The organism is Streptomyces sp. NBC_00454, assembly GCF_041434015.1.
GTDB lineage: Bacteria > Actinomycetota > Actinomycetes > Streptomycetales > Streptomycetaceae > Streptomyces.
Genome location: NZ_CP107907.1, coordinates 3,136,028 through 3,149,896, shown reverse-complemented (window position 1 = coordinate 3,149,896; position 13,869 = coordinate 3,136,028). Strand labels below are relative to the sequence as shown.

Sequence of the window (13,869 nt, the reverse complement as noted above, 5' to 3'; positions counted from 1 at the left end):
CATGTCGATACCCACGCCGACCCCGTCGCCTCCCCGCAGCCACCGGGCGGAGACCTACAAGCCCGGGGCCACCATCGCCGACTGGCGGCCCGAGGACGCGAGCTTCTGGCAGTCCACCGGCCACCGGGTCGCCCAACGCAACCTCTGGGTCTCGATCCCCGCGCTGATGCTGGGATTCGTGGTCTGGCAGGTCTGGTCCGTGACCGTGGTCAAGCTGAACGACGTCGGCTTCGACTTCTCCAAGTCGCAGCTGTTCTGGCTGACCGCGATCCCCGGCATCACGGGCGGCACCTTCCGGATCCTGTACACCTTCATCGGGCCGATCTTCGGCGAGCGGAAGTTCACCGCGTTCAGCACGATCATCCTGGTCGTGCCGATGCTGTGGCTGGGTTTCGCGCTCCAGAAGAGCAGCACCCCGTACTGGGAGCTGGCGCTGATCGCGGCCGTCTGCGGAATCGGCGGCGCGAACTTCGCCTCCTCGATGGCCAACATCGGCTTCTTCTTCCCCAAGCGCGAGAAGGGCAGCGCCAACGGGCTCAACGGCGGTCTCGGCAACCTCGGCGTGAGCGTGGTCCAGCTGGTCGCCCCGCTGGTGGTCACGGCGGCCGTGCTGGGTGCCCCGGCGGGCGGACCGCAGCACGACGCGAAGAAGAACACGGACATCTGGCTGCAGAACGGCGCCTTCCTCTGGGTGCCGCTGCTGGTCATCATGGCGCTGGCCGCCTGGTTCCTGATGAACGACCTCAAGGTGGCGGCGGCCCCCTTCAGCCAGCAGAAGATCATCTTCAAGCGCAAGCACAACTGGCTGATGACCTGGCTCTACGTCGGCACCTTCGGGTCCTTCATCGGCTTCGCCGCCGGCCTGCCCCTGCTCATCAAGAACAACTTCGAGGCGCAGGGCTACCAGGCCACGACCTACGCCTGGATCGGCCCGTTCATCGGGGCGATCACGCGCTGGGGCGGCGGCTGGCTCTCGGACAAGATCGGCGGAGCCAGGGTCACCCTGCTGTCCTTCGTCGGCATGGCGGCCGCCCTGGTCGTGGTGATCTTCGCGCTGCCGTCCGGCAGCGACCAGGGCAACTTCTGGGCCTTCTACGTGGGCTTCCTGGTGGCCTTCGCCTTCTCGGGCCTGGGCAACGGCTCGACCTTCCGGCAGATCCCGGTCATCTTCCGGGACCAGCACATGAAGGCGGCCGAGGGGCAGGGCCCCGAGGTGCAGGCCGCGGCGCTGAAGCAGTCGGAGATGGAGGCGGGCGCCGTCACCGGCTTCTCCTCGGCCATCGCCGCCTACGGCTTCTTCTTCATCCCCGCGATGTTCGCGGCCATGGCCGTCACCAACGCCCTGTGGATCTTCATCGGCTTCTATGCCACCTGCCTGGTGGTGTGCTGGTGGTTCTACGCCCGCAAGGGCGCCGAGGCCCCCAGCTGACCGGGACCGGTGGCGGGGGCGGCCGTACCCTGGAGGCATGAGCAACGCCCCCGCCACCGACCCGCAGGATTCACCGGCCGCGCAGGATCCCCGGACCTCGCAGGCCCCGAAGCCCGCGAAGCCGAAGCCGCGGCTGGTCTTCGACGACCCGCTGGACCAGCAGTCCTCGGACGACACCGACCGGGGCTGGGGCGAGCGGCCCCCCGCCGGCGGAAGCGCGGCCGACCTGGCCCGCTTCCTCGACGAGAAGCCGCCGCACCACGTCTGATCCGTCCGGCCCGTCGGAGCCGGACTCTTCGGAGCCGGTCCCGCTAGAGCCGCGGCCCGTAGCCGCCGGAGGCGTCGGTGCCGCCGCCCGCGCCGCGCTGGGCGATCAGCTCGTCCCGGATCTCCTTGAGGACCACCAGCTCGGTGATCTCCATGGTCTCCTGGACGCCTTCCTTCGCCCGGCGGCGCTGCTCCACCTTGGCGAGGTACTTCGCCATCGGCAGCACCATCAGGAAGTAGACGACCGCGGCGGTGATCAGGAAGGTCAGCGCGGCGTTGAGTACTGAGCCCCAGAGGATCTCGACACCCGTCGCCTGGCCGTCCGGGCCGATGCCACAAGGGTTCTTGAGGCACGACTTGTAGCCGTCCAGGCTCTGCGTCCCGATGGCACCGATCAGCGGGCTGATGATCCCCTTCACCACGGAGTTCACGATGTTCGTGAACGCGGCACCGATGACCACGGCGACCGCCAGGTCGACCACGTTGCCGCGCATCAGGAAGGCCTTGAAGCCTGCCAGGACGCTCTCCTTCTTCTTCTCGCTCACCACTGAGCCTCTCTTCGTATCTGCCGAACATGGAGCCAACGGTTCCGAAAGCTACGGCAGTTTGGGCCCGGCGTGTCCAATCGACGCCCACCTCGAGGTGACTTGACCGCGCGCTTGTGCGATTCAACACAGGGTCACCGCCAGTCGGGATACGGAGCCCGCCCCCACCAGGTCCCGCGCGGTTTCCCGGGGCACGGACAGGACCACCAGGGCCCCGCCATCCTCAACACCCTTCTCCGGAGCGGGTACTTCGGAGACACGAGCCCCCGCGGCCACCACTCGAGGTGGCTCGCCGCGCTCCGCCGCGACCACGTCCACGCGGTCGCCGGGCCGCAGCAGGCGCACCGTCGCCGCGTCGGCGATCCGCACCGGCGCCGACACCATCCGTACCGGCGTCGAGGGCGCCGCTCCCCGGGAAACCCGCACCTCGGGCGGTGCGGAGCCCCGCGAGGCCTGGGCCTCGGTCCCGCCCACCGCCAGCGCGGCCGCGGCGACGGCCAGTCCCGCCGCGGCGCCGCGCCTCCGGCGCCGCACGGCCCTGCGCAACCGGTCCCCGCCCCGCCCCACCCGCAGCGGGGGGAAGGGCGGTACCGAGCGCGCGGGGGGACACGTAGCGGAAGGGGGGCGGGAGGGGCTCGGGGACGGGATGCGGGAGGGAGCCAGGGACGGATTCGGGGACGGGATACGGGACTTCGCGGTCATGACGCCACCACCAGACGGAGTGAGATCCGATGCCCGGACCCAGCGCCCGGACACCCCTCACGATCCACCGCCCCGCCGAATCCCGCTCCGCCCTGTGCACGGCCCACAGCTTGTGGATATCGCCGTCACTCACAGGAGTTACCCGCAGGAGTTACCCACAGGGGTTACCCACCGTGGGTTCCCGCAGGACTACCCGCCCGCCGCGATCCGCCGCAGCGCCGCCACCGGATCCGGGGCCCGCGTCACCGACCGGCCCACCACGACGTGCGAGGCCCCGTCCGCCAAGGCCGCCCAAGGCGTCCCGGCCCGGACCTCGCCGCCCCGCGGCCCCCGCCGGGCCTCCCCGGGCAGTGTCACGCCCGGCGTGACGATCAGCGGCTCCGGCCCCAGCAGTTTCCGCAGCGCCGCCGCCTCCCGGGGTGCGGCGATGACCCCGTCGCATCCGGCCCGCGCCGCCAGCCGGGCCAGCCGCAGGACCTGCTCGTCGGTGCTCGCGGCGATGCCGACATCGGCGAGATCGCCCGAGGTCATGCTCGTGACCACGGTCAGCGCGAGCACCTTCAGCCGCGGGAACTCCCGCGCCGCCTCGACCGCGGCCGCCATGATCCCCGTACCGCCCATGGCGTGCACGGTCACCATGGATGCGCCCAGTGCGCCTGCGGAACGGACCGCGCCCGCGACGGAGTCCGGTATCTCGAAGAGCTTCAGGTCGAGGAACACCTCGTGGCCCCGCGCGACGAGTTCGCGTACGAGGCCGGGCCCGGCGGTGGTGAGGAGTTCGAGCCCGACCTTGTACGCACCGCACGCGTCGCCGAGCCGCGCGACGAGTTCGCCGGCGGCCCGGTGGCTGTCGAAGTCGAGGGCGACGATCACTTGGCTGTCCATGGCCGCCATTGTGCGGGGACCGGGCCCGTAGCCCCTCCCCAGCCCCGTAAGCGCCAGGCCCGGGTCAGCGCGAGGCCGGTACCCGGCAGGACTCGGAGAAGCCCTGGCTGGTCATGCCGAAGGCGCTGTTGACCCGCGAGCGCAGGTTTTCGAGCGCGACCATGGCGGTCAGTTCGACGAAGGCGGCCTCGCCGAGGCGGGATACGAGCTCGGCGGCGAGTTCGTCGGTGACGGTCGGCTCGGTCTCGGTCATGGCCTCGGCGTACTCCATGACCAGCAGCTCCAGCTCCGTGAACGCCTCCCGGGACTCGCGCCACACCGGGACCTTCTCGGCCTTCTCGGGGGCCAGTCCCATCTTGTCGCCCTCCCAGTAGCCGAAATCCATGCACCACGAGCAGTTGATGCGGGAGGCCGTGGCCATCACCGCGAGGTGCTTCAGCCCGGCGTCGAGAGCGTTCCACTTCGCCGCGCGCTGCTCGAGGCGCGCGTAGCTGAAGAGCACGCGCGGGTTGTGCCCGTACGCCAGGCCGGGCTCCAGCACCTTGCCGTAGGTGCGGCGCGAGTACCAGGAGCCGAGGCGGTTGAAGACGGTGCGGGGCGGGGTGAGCGAGATGCGGGCCATGGCTGGTGCCTCCTGGATCGGGCGGTCGGTCGGTCTCGGTGTTGGTGGTCCTTCACCAGCTGAGACCGGACAGCCCTGCGGAATGTGACACCAGCCGACTACCAGCCGACCACAGGCCGACCACCCGCCTACGGCAGCTCGATGCCCAGGTCCCAGCCGTCGTGCGCGTGCGTGCACAGGCAGTCGCGGGATTCCGTCGGCGGCAGGGCGGCCACCGCGTCGAAGAGGACCTCGCGCAGGCGTCCGACGTTCTCGCCGAAGACCTTCAGGACCTCCGTGTGGGAGACCCCTTCGCCCGTCTCGGCGCCCGCGTCCAGGTCCGTGACCAGGGCCATCGAGGTGTAGCAGAGCCCCATCTCGCGTGCGAGGACCGCCTCCGGGTGGCCGGTCATGCCGACGACCGACCAGCCGGCCGCCGCGTGCCACCGGGATTCGGCGCGGGTCGAGAAGCGCGGGCCCTCGATGACGACCATGGTGCCGCCGTCCACCGGCTCCCAGGCGCGCCCGCGCGCCGCCGCCAGGGCGACGGACCGGCCGACGGGGCAGTACGGGTCGGCGAAGGTGGTGTGCACGACGTTGGGGACAGATCCGTCGGGGAGGGGCTCGCCGTCGAAGAAGGTCTGCGCACGCGACTTCGTACGGTCGACCAGCTGGTCGGGGACGAGCAGTGTGCCCGGACCGTACTCGGGGCGCAGGCCGCCGACCGCGCACGGGCCCAGCACCTGGCGGACGCCGACCGAGCGCAGGGCCCACAGGTTGGCCCGGTAGTTGATCTTGTGCGGGGGCACGGTGTGGCTGCGACCGTGCCGGGGCAGGAACGCCACGGTGCGGCCCCCCAGCTCGCCCAGGTACAAGGAGTCGCTCGGGGGCCCGTAGGGGGTCTCGACCTGGATCTCGGAGACGTCCTCCAGGAAGGAGTAGAAGCCCGATCCGCCGATGACACCGATCTCTGCATTCGCCATGCACCCCACCCTAAAGGGGGCCCGTGCGGAGGCGGGCATGCCGAAGGCCCCGGGTCCGGAAGGACGGCGGGGCCTCGGATGAAGCGTGTGAAGCGGCGGTCAGGCGGCCGAGGTGCTCGACGACGAGGAAGAGCTCGACGAAGAGGACGAGGACGACGTCGACGAAGAGGACGACGAAGACGCGGCCGGGGTGGCGGCCGGCGTCGACGCGGGCTTCGAGGCAGGGGTGCTGCTCGACGAGGCGCCGCGGCTGTCGTTCCGGTAGAAACCGGATCCCTTGAAGACGATGCCGACCGCGGAGAACACCTTCTTCAGGCGTCCGTCACAGCTCGGGCACACGGTCAGTGCGTCATCGGTGAACTTCTGCACGGCCTCAAGGCCCTCACCGCACTCGGTGCACTGGTACTGGTAGGTCGGCACGAATTTCCTCCTGGCACTCTGACTCAATGAGTGCTAACGACGCTCCATGGTGACGTATTCCGGCGGATCAGTCCACCGTCACCGGCACGCGGTGACCCAGACCACGCTCGTTCACACCCGCGGAGGGTGCCTTCGAGGTGGCCGGCTTGGACGAGCTGACGATCCGGCTCGGGGCCTTCGGAGCCAGCTTCGCACGCAGCGTCAACAGGATGGTCAGCGCGAGCGCGGTGGCCACGAGCGGCACGAGGAAGCCGTACGAGGACCCGTGGGCGTCCGTCAGGCGCCCGGCCAGGGTCACGGCGCCGGCCTGCCCGAAGGCGACCGCTCCGGTGAGCCAGGTGAAGGCCTCGGTGCGCGAGGTGGCCGGGATCAGCTGCTCGATCATGGTGTAGCCGGTGATCAGCGCGGGGGCGATGCACAGACCGACGACCAGGCCGAGCGCGCCGAGCAGGATCATCGAGTGGGCGGCCCACAGGACCGAGGCGGCCGCGGTGAGGCCGATGTAGCCGAGGATCAGGCGGCGGCGCGGGCCGATCTTCCAGGAGATCGCACCGCAGGCGATGCCGGCGATCATGTTGCCCGCGGCGAAGACGCCGTAGAGCAGACCGTTGGCGCCGGGGTTGCCGATCTCCTCGGAGAAGGCGGCCAGCGAGACCTGCATGCCGCCGAAGACGGCGCCGATGCCGATGAAGGCGACGATCAGGACGCGCAGGCCGTGGAACGAGAGGGCCGAGGCGTGCTTCTCGCCGTGCGCCGGGCGGGCGACGGGCTTGGGCTGCGTGGCGCGCTGGGCGGCGAAGAGCAGGCCGCCGATCAGGGTCAGCGCGGCCTCGGTGACCAGGCCGGCGGCCGGGTTGATGCCGGTGCACAGTGCGGTGGCGAGCACCGGGCCGACGACGAAGGTGAACTCGTCGGTGACGGACTCGAACGCGGCGGCCGTGGGCAGCAGCGGGGAGCCCTCGAGCTTGGCCGCCCAGCGGGACCGGACCATGGGCCCGACCTGCGGAACGGATGCACCGGCGGGGACGGCCGCCAGTGCGAGCGCCCAGACGGGCGCACCCAGCAGCGCGAACGCCGCCAGGGAGCTGACTGCGGCGGCGTGCGTGAGGGCCACCGGGACCAGCACGGCGCTCTGGCCGTGGCGGTCGATGAGCTTGCCCATGACGGGAGCGAAGAGCGCCATGGAGATACCGGTGACGGCGGCGACGATGCCGGCGCTGCCGTAGGAGCCGGTGGTGTGCTGGACGAGCAGCAGGATGCTGATCGTCAGCATGCCGAAGGGGAGACGCGCGGCGAATCCCGGGAGAACGAAGCCGAGGGCGCCGGGCGTGCGCAGGAGCTGCCCGTAGCCGGGTCGGGTGGACTTGGCGGACTTTTCGGTCGTGACCGCGGATGTCACGGCCTGGCCTTTCCGCTGCCTGGTAGAACTCCCCGTCTGCGGACGATGCGCCGCTTTTTGAGCGATCGCACCCGTACATGTGGGAGCCCCGAGAGCTGTCCTCTTGCGCCGAACCGAGTGATACCTGGGCACCCACTGCGGGAGGGAGCCACGGCCGCTTTGCGGTCGCGCCAGCTCTGCGTCAGACAGAGTTGGTTCGATGTGTTGTGCCTTAATCGTACAGGCGGATCGGCTTCCGCGCCCTGTGATTCGGGCTACAGGGCGTGTCTTCACCTGCGATTAACTGGAACTTCGCATTCAAGCCCAGGCTAAAGCGGGTGAATACGGGCATAAGGCCTCGAAGGCGGCCGAATTAGAGTGCCGCTCTAACCCTGGGTACCGCTTCCGCCGGTCCCTTTGCCGGTCCCCCCGCCGGTCCCCAGCCACCCCGCCAGCTTGCCGCCCCGGGCCACCGCCCGCAGCCGTGCCTCCGCCGCGTCCCGGACCGGATCCGTGGCCACCACCAGCAGCTCGTCCCCGCGCCGCAGCACCGTCGACGGGGCCGGTACGAAGCTCTTCGCGTCCCGTACGACCAGCGTGACGGAGGCGCCCGGCGGCAGCCGCAGCTCGCTCACCTCGACGCCGTGCATCCGCGAGGCCGGCGGGATCGCGAAGGACAGCAGGTGTCCGCGCAGCTTCTCCAGCGGAGCCGATTCGATCCCCAGGTCGGAGGCGGTCTCGTCGCTGTCGCCCAGCTTCAGCTTGCCGGCCAGCCAGGGCAGGGTCGGGCCCTGGATCAGGGTGTAGACGACGACCAGGACGAAGACGATGTTGAAGACGCGCTCGCTGCCCTCGATCCCGGTCACCATCGGGATGGTCGCCAGGATGATGGGCACGGCCCCGCGCAGGCCCGCCCATGACATCAGGGCCTGCTCCTGCCAGGGCAGCCGGAACGGCAGCAGCGAGACGAAGACCTCCAGCGGCCGCGCCACCATGGTCAGCACCAGCCCGATGACCACCGCCGGCCAGAAGTCCCCGGCCAGCTCGTGCGGGGTGACCAGCAGGCCGAGCAGGACGAACATGCCGATCTGGGCGATCCAGCCGAGCCCGTCCGCGAACCCCCGGGTGGCCGGCCAGTGCGGCAGCTTGGCGTTGCCGAGGACCATCGCCGCCAGGTACACGGCGAGGAAGCCGGAGCCGTGGGCCATCGCGCCGGCCGCGTAGGCCGTGATGGCGATGGCCATGACCGCGATCGGGTAGAGGCCGGAAGCGGGCAGGGCCACGTGCCGCAGCCCGTACGAGCCCAGGAAGCCCACGGCCAGGCCGATGGCGGCGCCGATCGTCAGCTCCAGGGCGATCTTGCCGATGAGGACGTACCACTGGTCGACCGGTCCCACGGTGGCGAAGGCCACGACCAGGATGACCACGGGTGCGTCGTTGAAGCCGGACTCGGCCTCCAGGACGCCCGTCACCCGGGAGGGGAGCGGGACCTTGCGCAGGACGGAGAAGACCGCCGCCGCGTCGGTCGAGGAGACGACCGCGCCGATCAGCAGGGCTTGCCGCCATTCGAGTCCGACCAGGTAGTGCGCGCCCGCCGCGGTCACGCTCACGCTGACGGCGACGCCGACCAGCGACAGCACGATCGCGGCCGGCAGGGCCGGCTTGATCTCTTTCCACTTGGTGCCCAGACCACCCTCGGCGAGGATGACGACGAGTGCGGCGTAGCCGATCACCTGGGTCAGCTCGGCGTTGTCGAATACGACGTTGCCTATGCCGTCCTGGCCTATGGCTATGCCTATGCCGAGGTAGATGAGCAGGCTGGGGAGGCCGCTGCGTGAAGAGATGCGTACCGCCGCGACGGCGACGAGCAGCACGAGCGAGCAGACCAGCAGTAGCTCGTTGAGCGTGTGGACAGTCAGCGGGCGGCCCTTTCCTCGACGTGCCTGGCGATGGCGGACTACCGATCGCGTCGGGTGGAATGACGGATCGTTCCGGCACGGGCACGGACGGCAAGTACTTCGTTACCTTACCTAATCTTTGACGCGCCCTTTACTCGACAACCACATTGTGAAACGCCGGCGGGGCCCTGTCCTCATGACCTTGACCCCTGGCGGATCAACGCACCCGGTCCTGCGCCTATGGTTGCTCCCAGCACTCCCAGGACCACCCTGCCCCTCGAAGGACAGCGATGCCCGCCAACGAAACCGCCCCTTCCGTCAAGAAGAAGGGACGACGCGCCCGTCTGATCGTGCTCGTCCTGGTCCTGGGGCTCCTCGCGGGCTTCGGCTACGGGGGCTACTGGACCCTGGACAGCGTCCGGGGCTCGTTCCCGCAGACCACCGGCTCCCTCAAGGTCCCCGGCCTGGCCGGGACCGTGGACGTCAAGCGCGACGCCCACGGAATCCCGCAGCTCTACGCAGACTCCGACGAGGACCTCTTCCGCGCGCAGGGCTTCGTGCACGCGCAGGACCGGTTCTGGGAGATGGACGTACGCCGCCACATGACCTCCGGGCGGCTCTCCGAGATGTTCGGCGCCGGCCAGGTCGAGACCGACGCCTTCCTGCGCACGCTCGGCTGGCGCCAGATCGCGCAGCAGGAGTACGACACCAAGCTCGCGCCCGACACGAAGAAGAACCTCCAGGCCTACGCCGACGGGGTCAACGCGTACCTCAAGGGCAAGTCCGGCAAGGACCTCTCCGTCGAGCACGCCGCCCTCAAGCTCAGCGACGACTACCAGCCCGAGCAGTGGACCCCGGTCGACTCGGTGGCCTGGCTCAAGGCGATGGCCTGGGACCTGCGCGGCAACATGCAGGACGAGATCGACCGCGCGCTGATGACGGGCAAGCTCTCGCCGACGCAGATCGACGACCTCTACCCGCCGTACCCCTTCGACCGGAACCGGCCGATCGTCGAGGGCGGCTCCGTCGCGGGCGGGAAGTACGCACCCGCGACGGGCTCCGGCGGCTCCGGCTCCTCCACGGGGTCCTCGGGCTCCGGCGGACAGGGCAGCACCGTCGGCTCCCAGGCCTCCGCCCGGACGGGTACGGACGCCACCGCCGAGCCGACCGGCCTGGCGGGCAACGCCACCGCCCAGGGCGCGACCGTGGGTCTGCGCACCCACCTGAGCGCGCTGGCCGACACCCTCGACCAGATCCCCGCGATCCTCGGCCCGGCCGGCAGCGGCATCGGATCGAACTCCTGGGTCGTCTCGGGCAAGTACACGACCACCGGCAAGCCGCTGCTCGCGAACGATCCGCACCTCTCGCCGCAGCTCCCCTCGGTCTGGTACCAGATGGGCCTGCACTGCCGCACGGTCTCGGCCGGCTGCCAGTACGACGTGGCCGGCTACACCTTCTCCGGCATGCCCGGCGTGGTCATCGGCCACAACGCCGACATCGCCTGGGGCATGACGAACCTCGGCGCCGACGTCACCGACCTCTACCTGGAGCAGGTCAGGCCCGAGGGCTACGTCTACGACAACAAGGTGCTGCCCTTCACCACCCGCGAAGAAGTGATCAAGATCGCGGGCGGCGGCGAGAAGAAGATCACGGTCCGCAGCACCAACAACGGCCCGCTGATCTCCGACCGCAGCAGCGAGATCGCCTCGGTCGGCTCCCGCGCCCCCGTCGCCAGCTCCGCGCCCGACCGCGGCAACGGCTACGGGGTGGCCCTGCGCTGGACAGCGCTGGACCCCGGCAAGTCGATGGACGCGGTCTTCAAGCTCGACCGGGCCAAGGACTTCGCGGGCTTCCGCGCCGCGGCCCGCGACTTCGAGGTCCCGTCCCAGAACCTGATCTACGCCGACAACAAGGGCGCCACCGGCAACATCGGCTACCAGGCCCCCGGCCGCATCCCGGTCCGCGGTGCGGGCGACGGCCGGATGCCGGCGCCCGGCTGGGACTCGAAGTACGGCTGGAAGGGCTTCATCGCGCAGGAAGAGATGCCCTACGACTCCAACCCGGGCCGCGGGTTCATCGTGACCGCGAACCAGGCCGTCGCAGAGCCCGGCACCGGCGCGGGCAAGTACCCGAACCTGCTGACCACCGACTGGGGCTACGGCGCCCGCAGCCAGCGGATCAACGACCTCATCGAGGCGAAGATCAAGGACAGCGGCAAGATCTCCACCGACGACATGCGCACCATGCAGATGGACAACAGCAGCGAGATCGCCGCGCTGCTGACCCCGATGCTGGCCAAGATCAACGTCTCGGACCCGGACGTCCGTTCCGCGCAGAAGCTCCTGGAGGGCTGGAACTACACCCAGGAGCCCGACTCGGCGGCCGCCGCCTACTTCAACGCGGTCTGGCGCAACATCCTCAAGCTGGCCTTCGGCGACAAGATGCCCAAGGAACTGCGCGTCGAGGGCAGCTGCATGAACGTCCCCGAGCAGACGACCGGACCGGCCGACGACCTCGCCAAGATGGTCCGCGAGTGCGGTACCCGCGGCTCCGACTCGGCGCAGCCCGACGGCGGCGACCGCTGGTTCGAGGTGGTCCGCCGGCTGGTCAAGGACGAGAACTCCAAGTGGTGGCAGGCGCCCGCCGTCGGCCGCAACGTGGCGGCCACCACCACCCGTGACCAGCTCTTCGCGCGGGCCATGAAGGACGCCCGCTGGGAGCTGACCGCCAAGCTCGGCAAGGACCAGTCCACCTGGAGCTGGGGCCGCCTGCACCAGCTGATGCTGAAGAACCAGACGATCGGCTCCGAGGGCCCCGGCTACATGCAGTGGCTCCTCAACCGGGGTCCGTGGAACCTGGGTGGCGGCGAGGCCACCGTCAACGCGACCGGCTGGAACGCCTCCAGCGGGTACGGGGTCACCTGGGTGCCCTCGATGCGGATGGTCGTGAACCTCAACGACCTCGACAAGTCCCGCTGGATCAACCTGACGGGCGCCTCGGGGCACGCCTACCACTCCCACTACACGGACCAGACGACCATGTGGGCCAAGGGCGAACTGCTGGAGTGGCCCTTCGGCAAGGAAGCCGTGGACAAGGCCACGGTCGAGACGCTGCAGCTGACGCCGTAGCGACGCCGTAGCTCAGAAGCGGACCACCCCCGACGGGGTGGCCACCGCCCGGACGGGGTGGTCGTGCGGTTCCTCCGGGACCCGCGCGACCACCTCGTTGTCGTAGAGGAGCACCACCAGCGCGGGATGCGCCCCGGCACGCTCCAGCCGCTCCAGCACCCGGTCGTACGAGCCTCCGCCCCGCCCGAGCCGCATCCCGCGCCGGTCCACGGCCAGTCCGGGCAGCAGCACGGCGTCGGCGCCGGTCACCGCGTCCGGGCCGAGGCGCGGACCGGCGGGCTCCAGCAGCGTCATCTTCCCCGGGTGTGCGGCCTCGGCCAGGCTCCCGGGGCCCTCGTACACGGCCCAGTCGAGGTCGTTGCCGGGCAGCAGGACGGGCAGCAGCACCCGCTTCCCGGCCGTGCGGAGCGCGTCGAGCAGTTCGCGGGTGCCGGGTTCGCTTCCGATGGAGACGTACGCCGCCACCGTGTGAGCGTCGGCCAGTTCGGGCAGTTCACGGGCGGAGCGGGAGAGCGCGCGTGCCGACGTACGCAGGAGGTCGGGGGACAAGGCGCGGCGGGCGGCGAGGAGTTCCCGGCGCAGGGCCGATTTGGCGGCCGACGGTGCGGGCGGGGGCGAGGGAGGCTGGTTCTCTACCACGGCTGGCTCGTATCTCTTCCTCTTGGTACATACCTGATCATGTTCACCTGAATCTCATCTGCCGCAACCCCTCAACGACTATCGTTCGACCATGACTCAGTTGCACCCCGTGATCAAGAAGGCCGTCATCCCGGCCGCGGGACTCGGCACTCGCTTCCTCCCCGCGACCAAGGCGACGCCGAAGGAAATGCTTCCGGTGGTGGACAAGCCGGCGATCCAGTACGTGGTCGAGGAAGCCGTATCGGCCGGCCTGGACGACGTACTCATGATCACAGGGCGTAACAAGCGTGCTCTGGAAGACCACTTCGACCGGAACTACGAGCTGGAGTCCGCGCTCATCGCCAAGGGCGACGACGACCGCCTCAAGAAGGTCCAGGAATCCAGCGACCTGGCCACCATGCACTACGTCCGCCAGGGCGACCCGCGCGGTCTCGGCCACGCCGTGCTGTGCGCCGAGCCGCACGTCGGCACCGAGCCCTTCGCCGTCCTCCTCGGCGACGACCTCATCGATCCGCGCGACCCGCTGCTGCGTCAGATGGTGGAGATCCAGCAGCGCACCGGCGGCACCGTCGTCGCGCTGATGGAGGTCGAGCCGTCCCAGGTGCACCTCTACGGCTGCGCCGCCGTCGAGGCCACCGACGAGGACGGGGTGGTCCGCGTCACCGGTCTCGTGGAGAAGCCGGACGCGGCGGACGCACCCAGCAACTTCGCCGTGATCGGACGCTACGTCCTCAATCCGGCGATCTTCGGCATACTGCGGGAGACCGAGCCGGGCCGCGGCGGTGAGATCCAGCTGACCGACGCCCTGCAGAAGCTGGCCGCCGACGAGAGCATCGGCGGCCCGGTGCACGGCGTGGTCTTCAGGGGCCGCCGCTACGACACCGGGGACCGCGGGGACTACCTGCGGGCCATCGTCCGACTCGCCTGCGAGCGCGAGGACCTGGGCCCGGAGTTCCGCACCTGGCTTCACCGTTACGTCACGGAGGAGATGTAG

General features: G+C 70.2%; 13 protein-coding genes. 4 read left to right on the top strand and 9 right to left on the bottom strand.

Going from position 1 to position 13,869, the window contains the following annotated elements; genetic code table 11:
- Position 1: 1 nt before the first annotated feature.
- Positions 2 to 1,429 (top strand): NarK family nitrate/nitrite MFS transporter, encoded by a 1,428-nt coding sequence (locus OHU74_RS14480; RefSeq protein WP_371616279.1) that lies wholly within the window; start codon positions 2 to 4, stop codon positions 1,427 to 1,429.
- 37 nt (positions 1,430 to 1,466) lie between these two features.
- Complete coding sequence (locus OHU74_RS14475) at positions 1,467 to 1,697, top strand: hypothetical protein (protein WP_371616278.1); 231 nt, start codon at positions 1,467 to 1,469, stop codon at positions 1,695 to 1,697.
- A gap of 43 nt (positions 1,698 to 1,740) precedes the next feature.
- Here OHU74_RS14475 and OHU74_RS14470 read toward each other — a convergent pair whose 3' ends face one another.
- The 8 genes from OHU74_RS14470 to OHU74_RS14435 form a co-directional block, all read right to left on the bottom strand.
- Positions 1,741 to 2,190, bottom strand: a complete 450-nt coding sequence (locus tag OHU74_RS14470; RefSeq protein ID WP_371619685.1) for an MscL family protein — start codon at positions 2,188 to 2,190, stop codon at positions 1,741 to 1,743.
- A 174-nt stretch (positions 2,191 to 2,364) separates the two neighbouring features.
- A complete protein-coding gene (locus OHU74_RS14465; RefSeq protein ID WP_371616277.1) occupies positions 2,365 to 2,943 on the bottom strand; it encodes a hypothetical protein in 579 nt (192 codons plus the stop codon).
- 189 nt (positions 2,944 to 3,132) lie between these two features.
- Positions 3,133 to 3,828, bottom strand: coding sequence for an orotidine-5'-phosphate decarboxylase (gene pyrF / locus OHU74_RS14460; RefSeq protein ID WP_371616276.1), 696 nt, complete (start codon positions 3,826 to 3,828; stop codon positions 3,133 to 3,135).
- A 64-nt stretch (positions 3,829 to 3,892) separates the two neighbouring features.
- The gene (locus OHU74_RS14455) at positions 3,893 to 4,450 is read right to left on the bottom strand and encodes a carboxymuconolactone decarboxylase family protein (RefSeq protein WP_371616275.1); all 558 of its coding nucleotides are present in this window, start codon (positions 4,448 to 4,450) and stop codon (positions 3,893 to 3,895) included.
- Positions 4,451 to 4,578: 128 nt separating this feature from the next.
- Positions 4,579 to 5,412, bottom strand: coding sequence for an S-methyl-5'-thioadenosine phosphorylase (locus OHU74_RS14450; RefSeq protein ID WP_371616274.1), 834 nt, complete (start codon positions 5,410 to 5,412; stop codon positions 4,579 to 4,581).
- A 99-nt stretch (positions 5,413 to 5,511) separates the two neighbouring features.
- Positions 5,512 to 5,832, bottom strand: a complete 321-nt coding sequence (locus OHU74_RS14445) for an FmdB family zinc ribbon protein (protein WP_371616273.1) — start codon at positions 5,830 to 5,832, stop codon at positions 5,512 to 5,514.
- 67 nt (positions 5,833 to 5,899) lie between these two features.
- Entirely contained in the window at positions 5,900 to 7,231 is a 1,332-nt protein-coding gene (locus OHU74_RS14440) for an MFS transporter (RefSeq protein ID WP_371616272.1), read from the bottom strand.
- Between the two features lie 365 nt (positions 7,232 to 7,596).
- On the bottom strand, positions 7,597 to 9,102 hold the full coding sequence (locus tag OHU74_RS14435; RefSeq protein ID WP_371619684.1) for a potassium/proton antiporter: 1,506 nt from the start codon (positions 9,100 to 9,102) through the stop codon (positions 7,597 to 7,599).
- Between the two features lie 296 nt (positions 9,103 to 9,398).
- Here OHU74_RS14435 and OHU74_RS14430 point away from each other — a divergent pair, with 296 nt between their 5' ends.
- Positions 9,399 to 12,236, top strand: a complete 2,838-nt coding sequence (locus OHU74_RS14430; protein WP_371616271.1) for a penicillin acylase family protein — start codon at positions 9,399 to 9,401, stop codon at positions 12,234 to 12,236.
- A gap of 12 nt (positions 12,237 to 12,248) precedes the next feature.
- On the opposite strand, the gene OHU74_RS14425 is transcribed toward OHU74_RS14430, so the two are convergent.
- Positions 12,249 to 12,875 carry a 5-formyltetrahydrofolate cyclo-ligase gene (locus OHU74_RS14425; protein ID WP_371616270.1) on the bottom strand — a complete coding sequence of 209 codons (627 nt, stop codon included), beginning with the start codon at positions 12,873 to 12,875 and terminating at the stop codon, positions 12,249 to 12,251.
- Between the two features lie 91 nt (positions 12,876 to 12,966).
- Between OHU74_RS14425 and galU the strand changes: the two genes are divergently transcribed.
- Positions 12,967 to 13,869 (top strand): UTP--glucose-1-phosphate uridylyltransferase GalU, encoded by a 903-nt coding sequence (galU, locus tag OHU74_RS14420; protein WP_371616269.1) that lies wholly within the window; start codon positions 12,967 to 12,969, stop codon positions 13,867 to 13,869.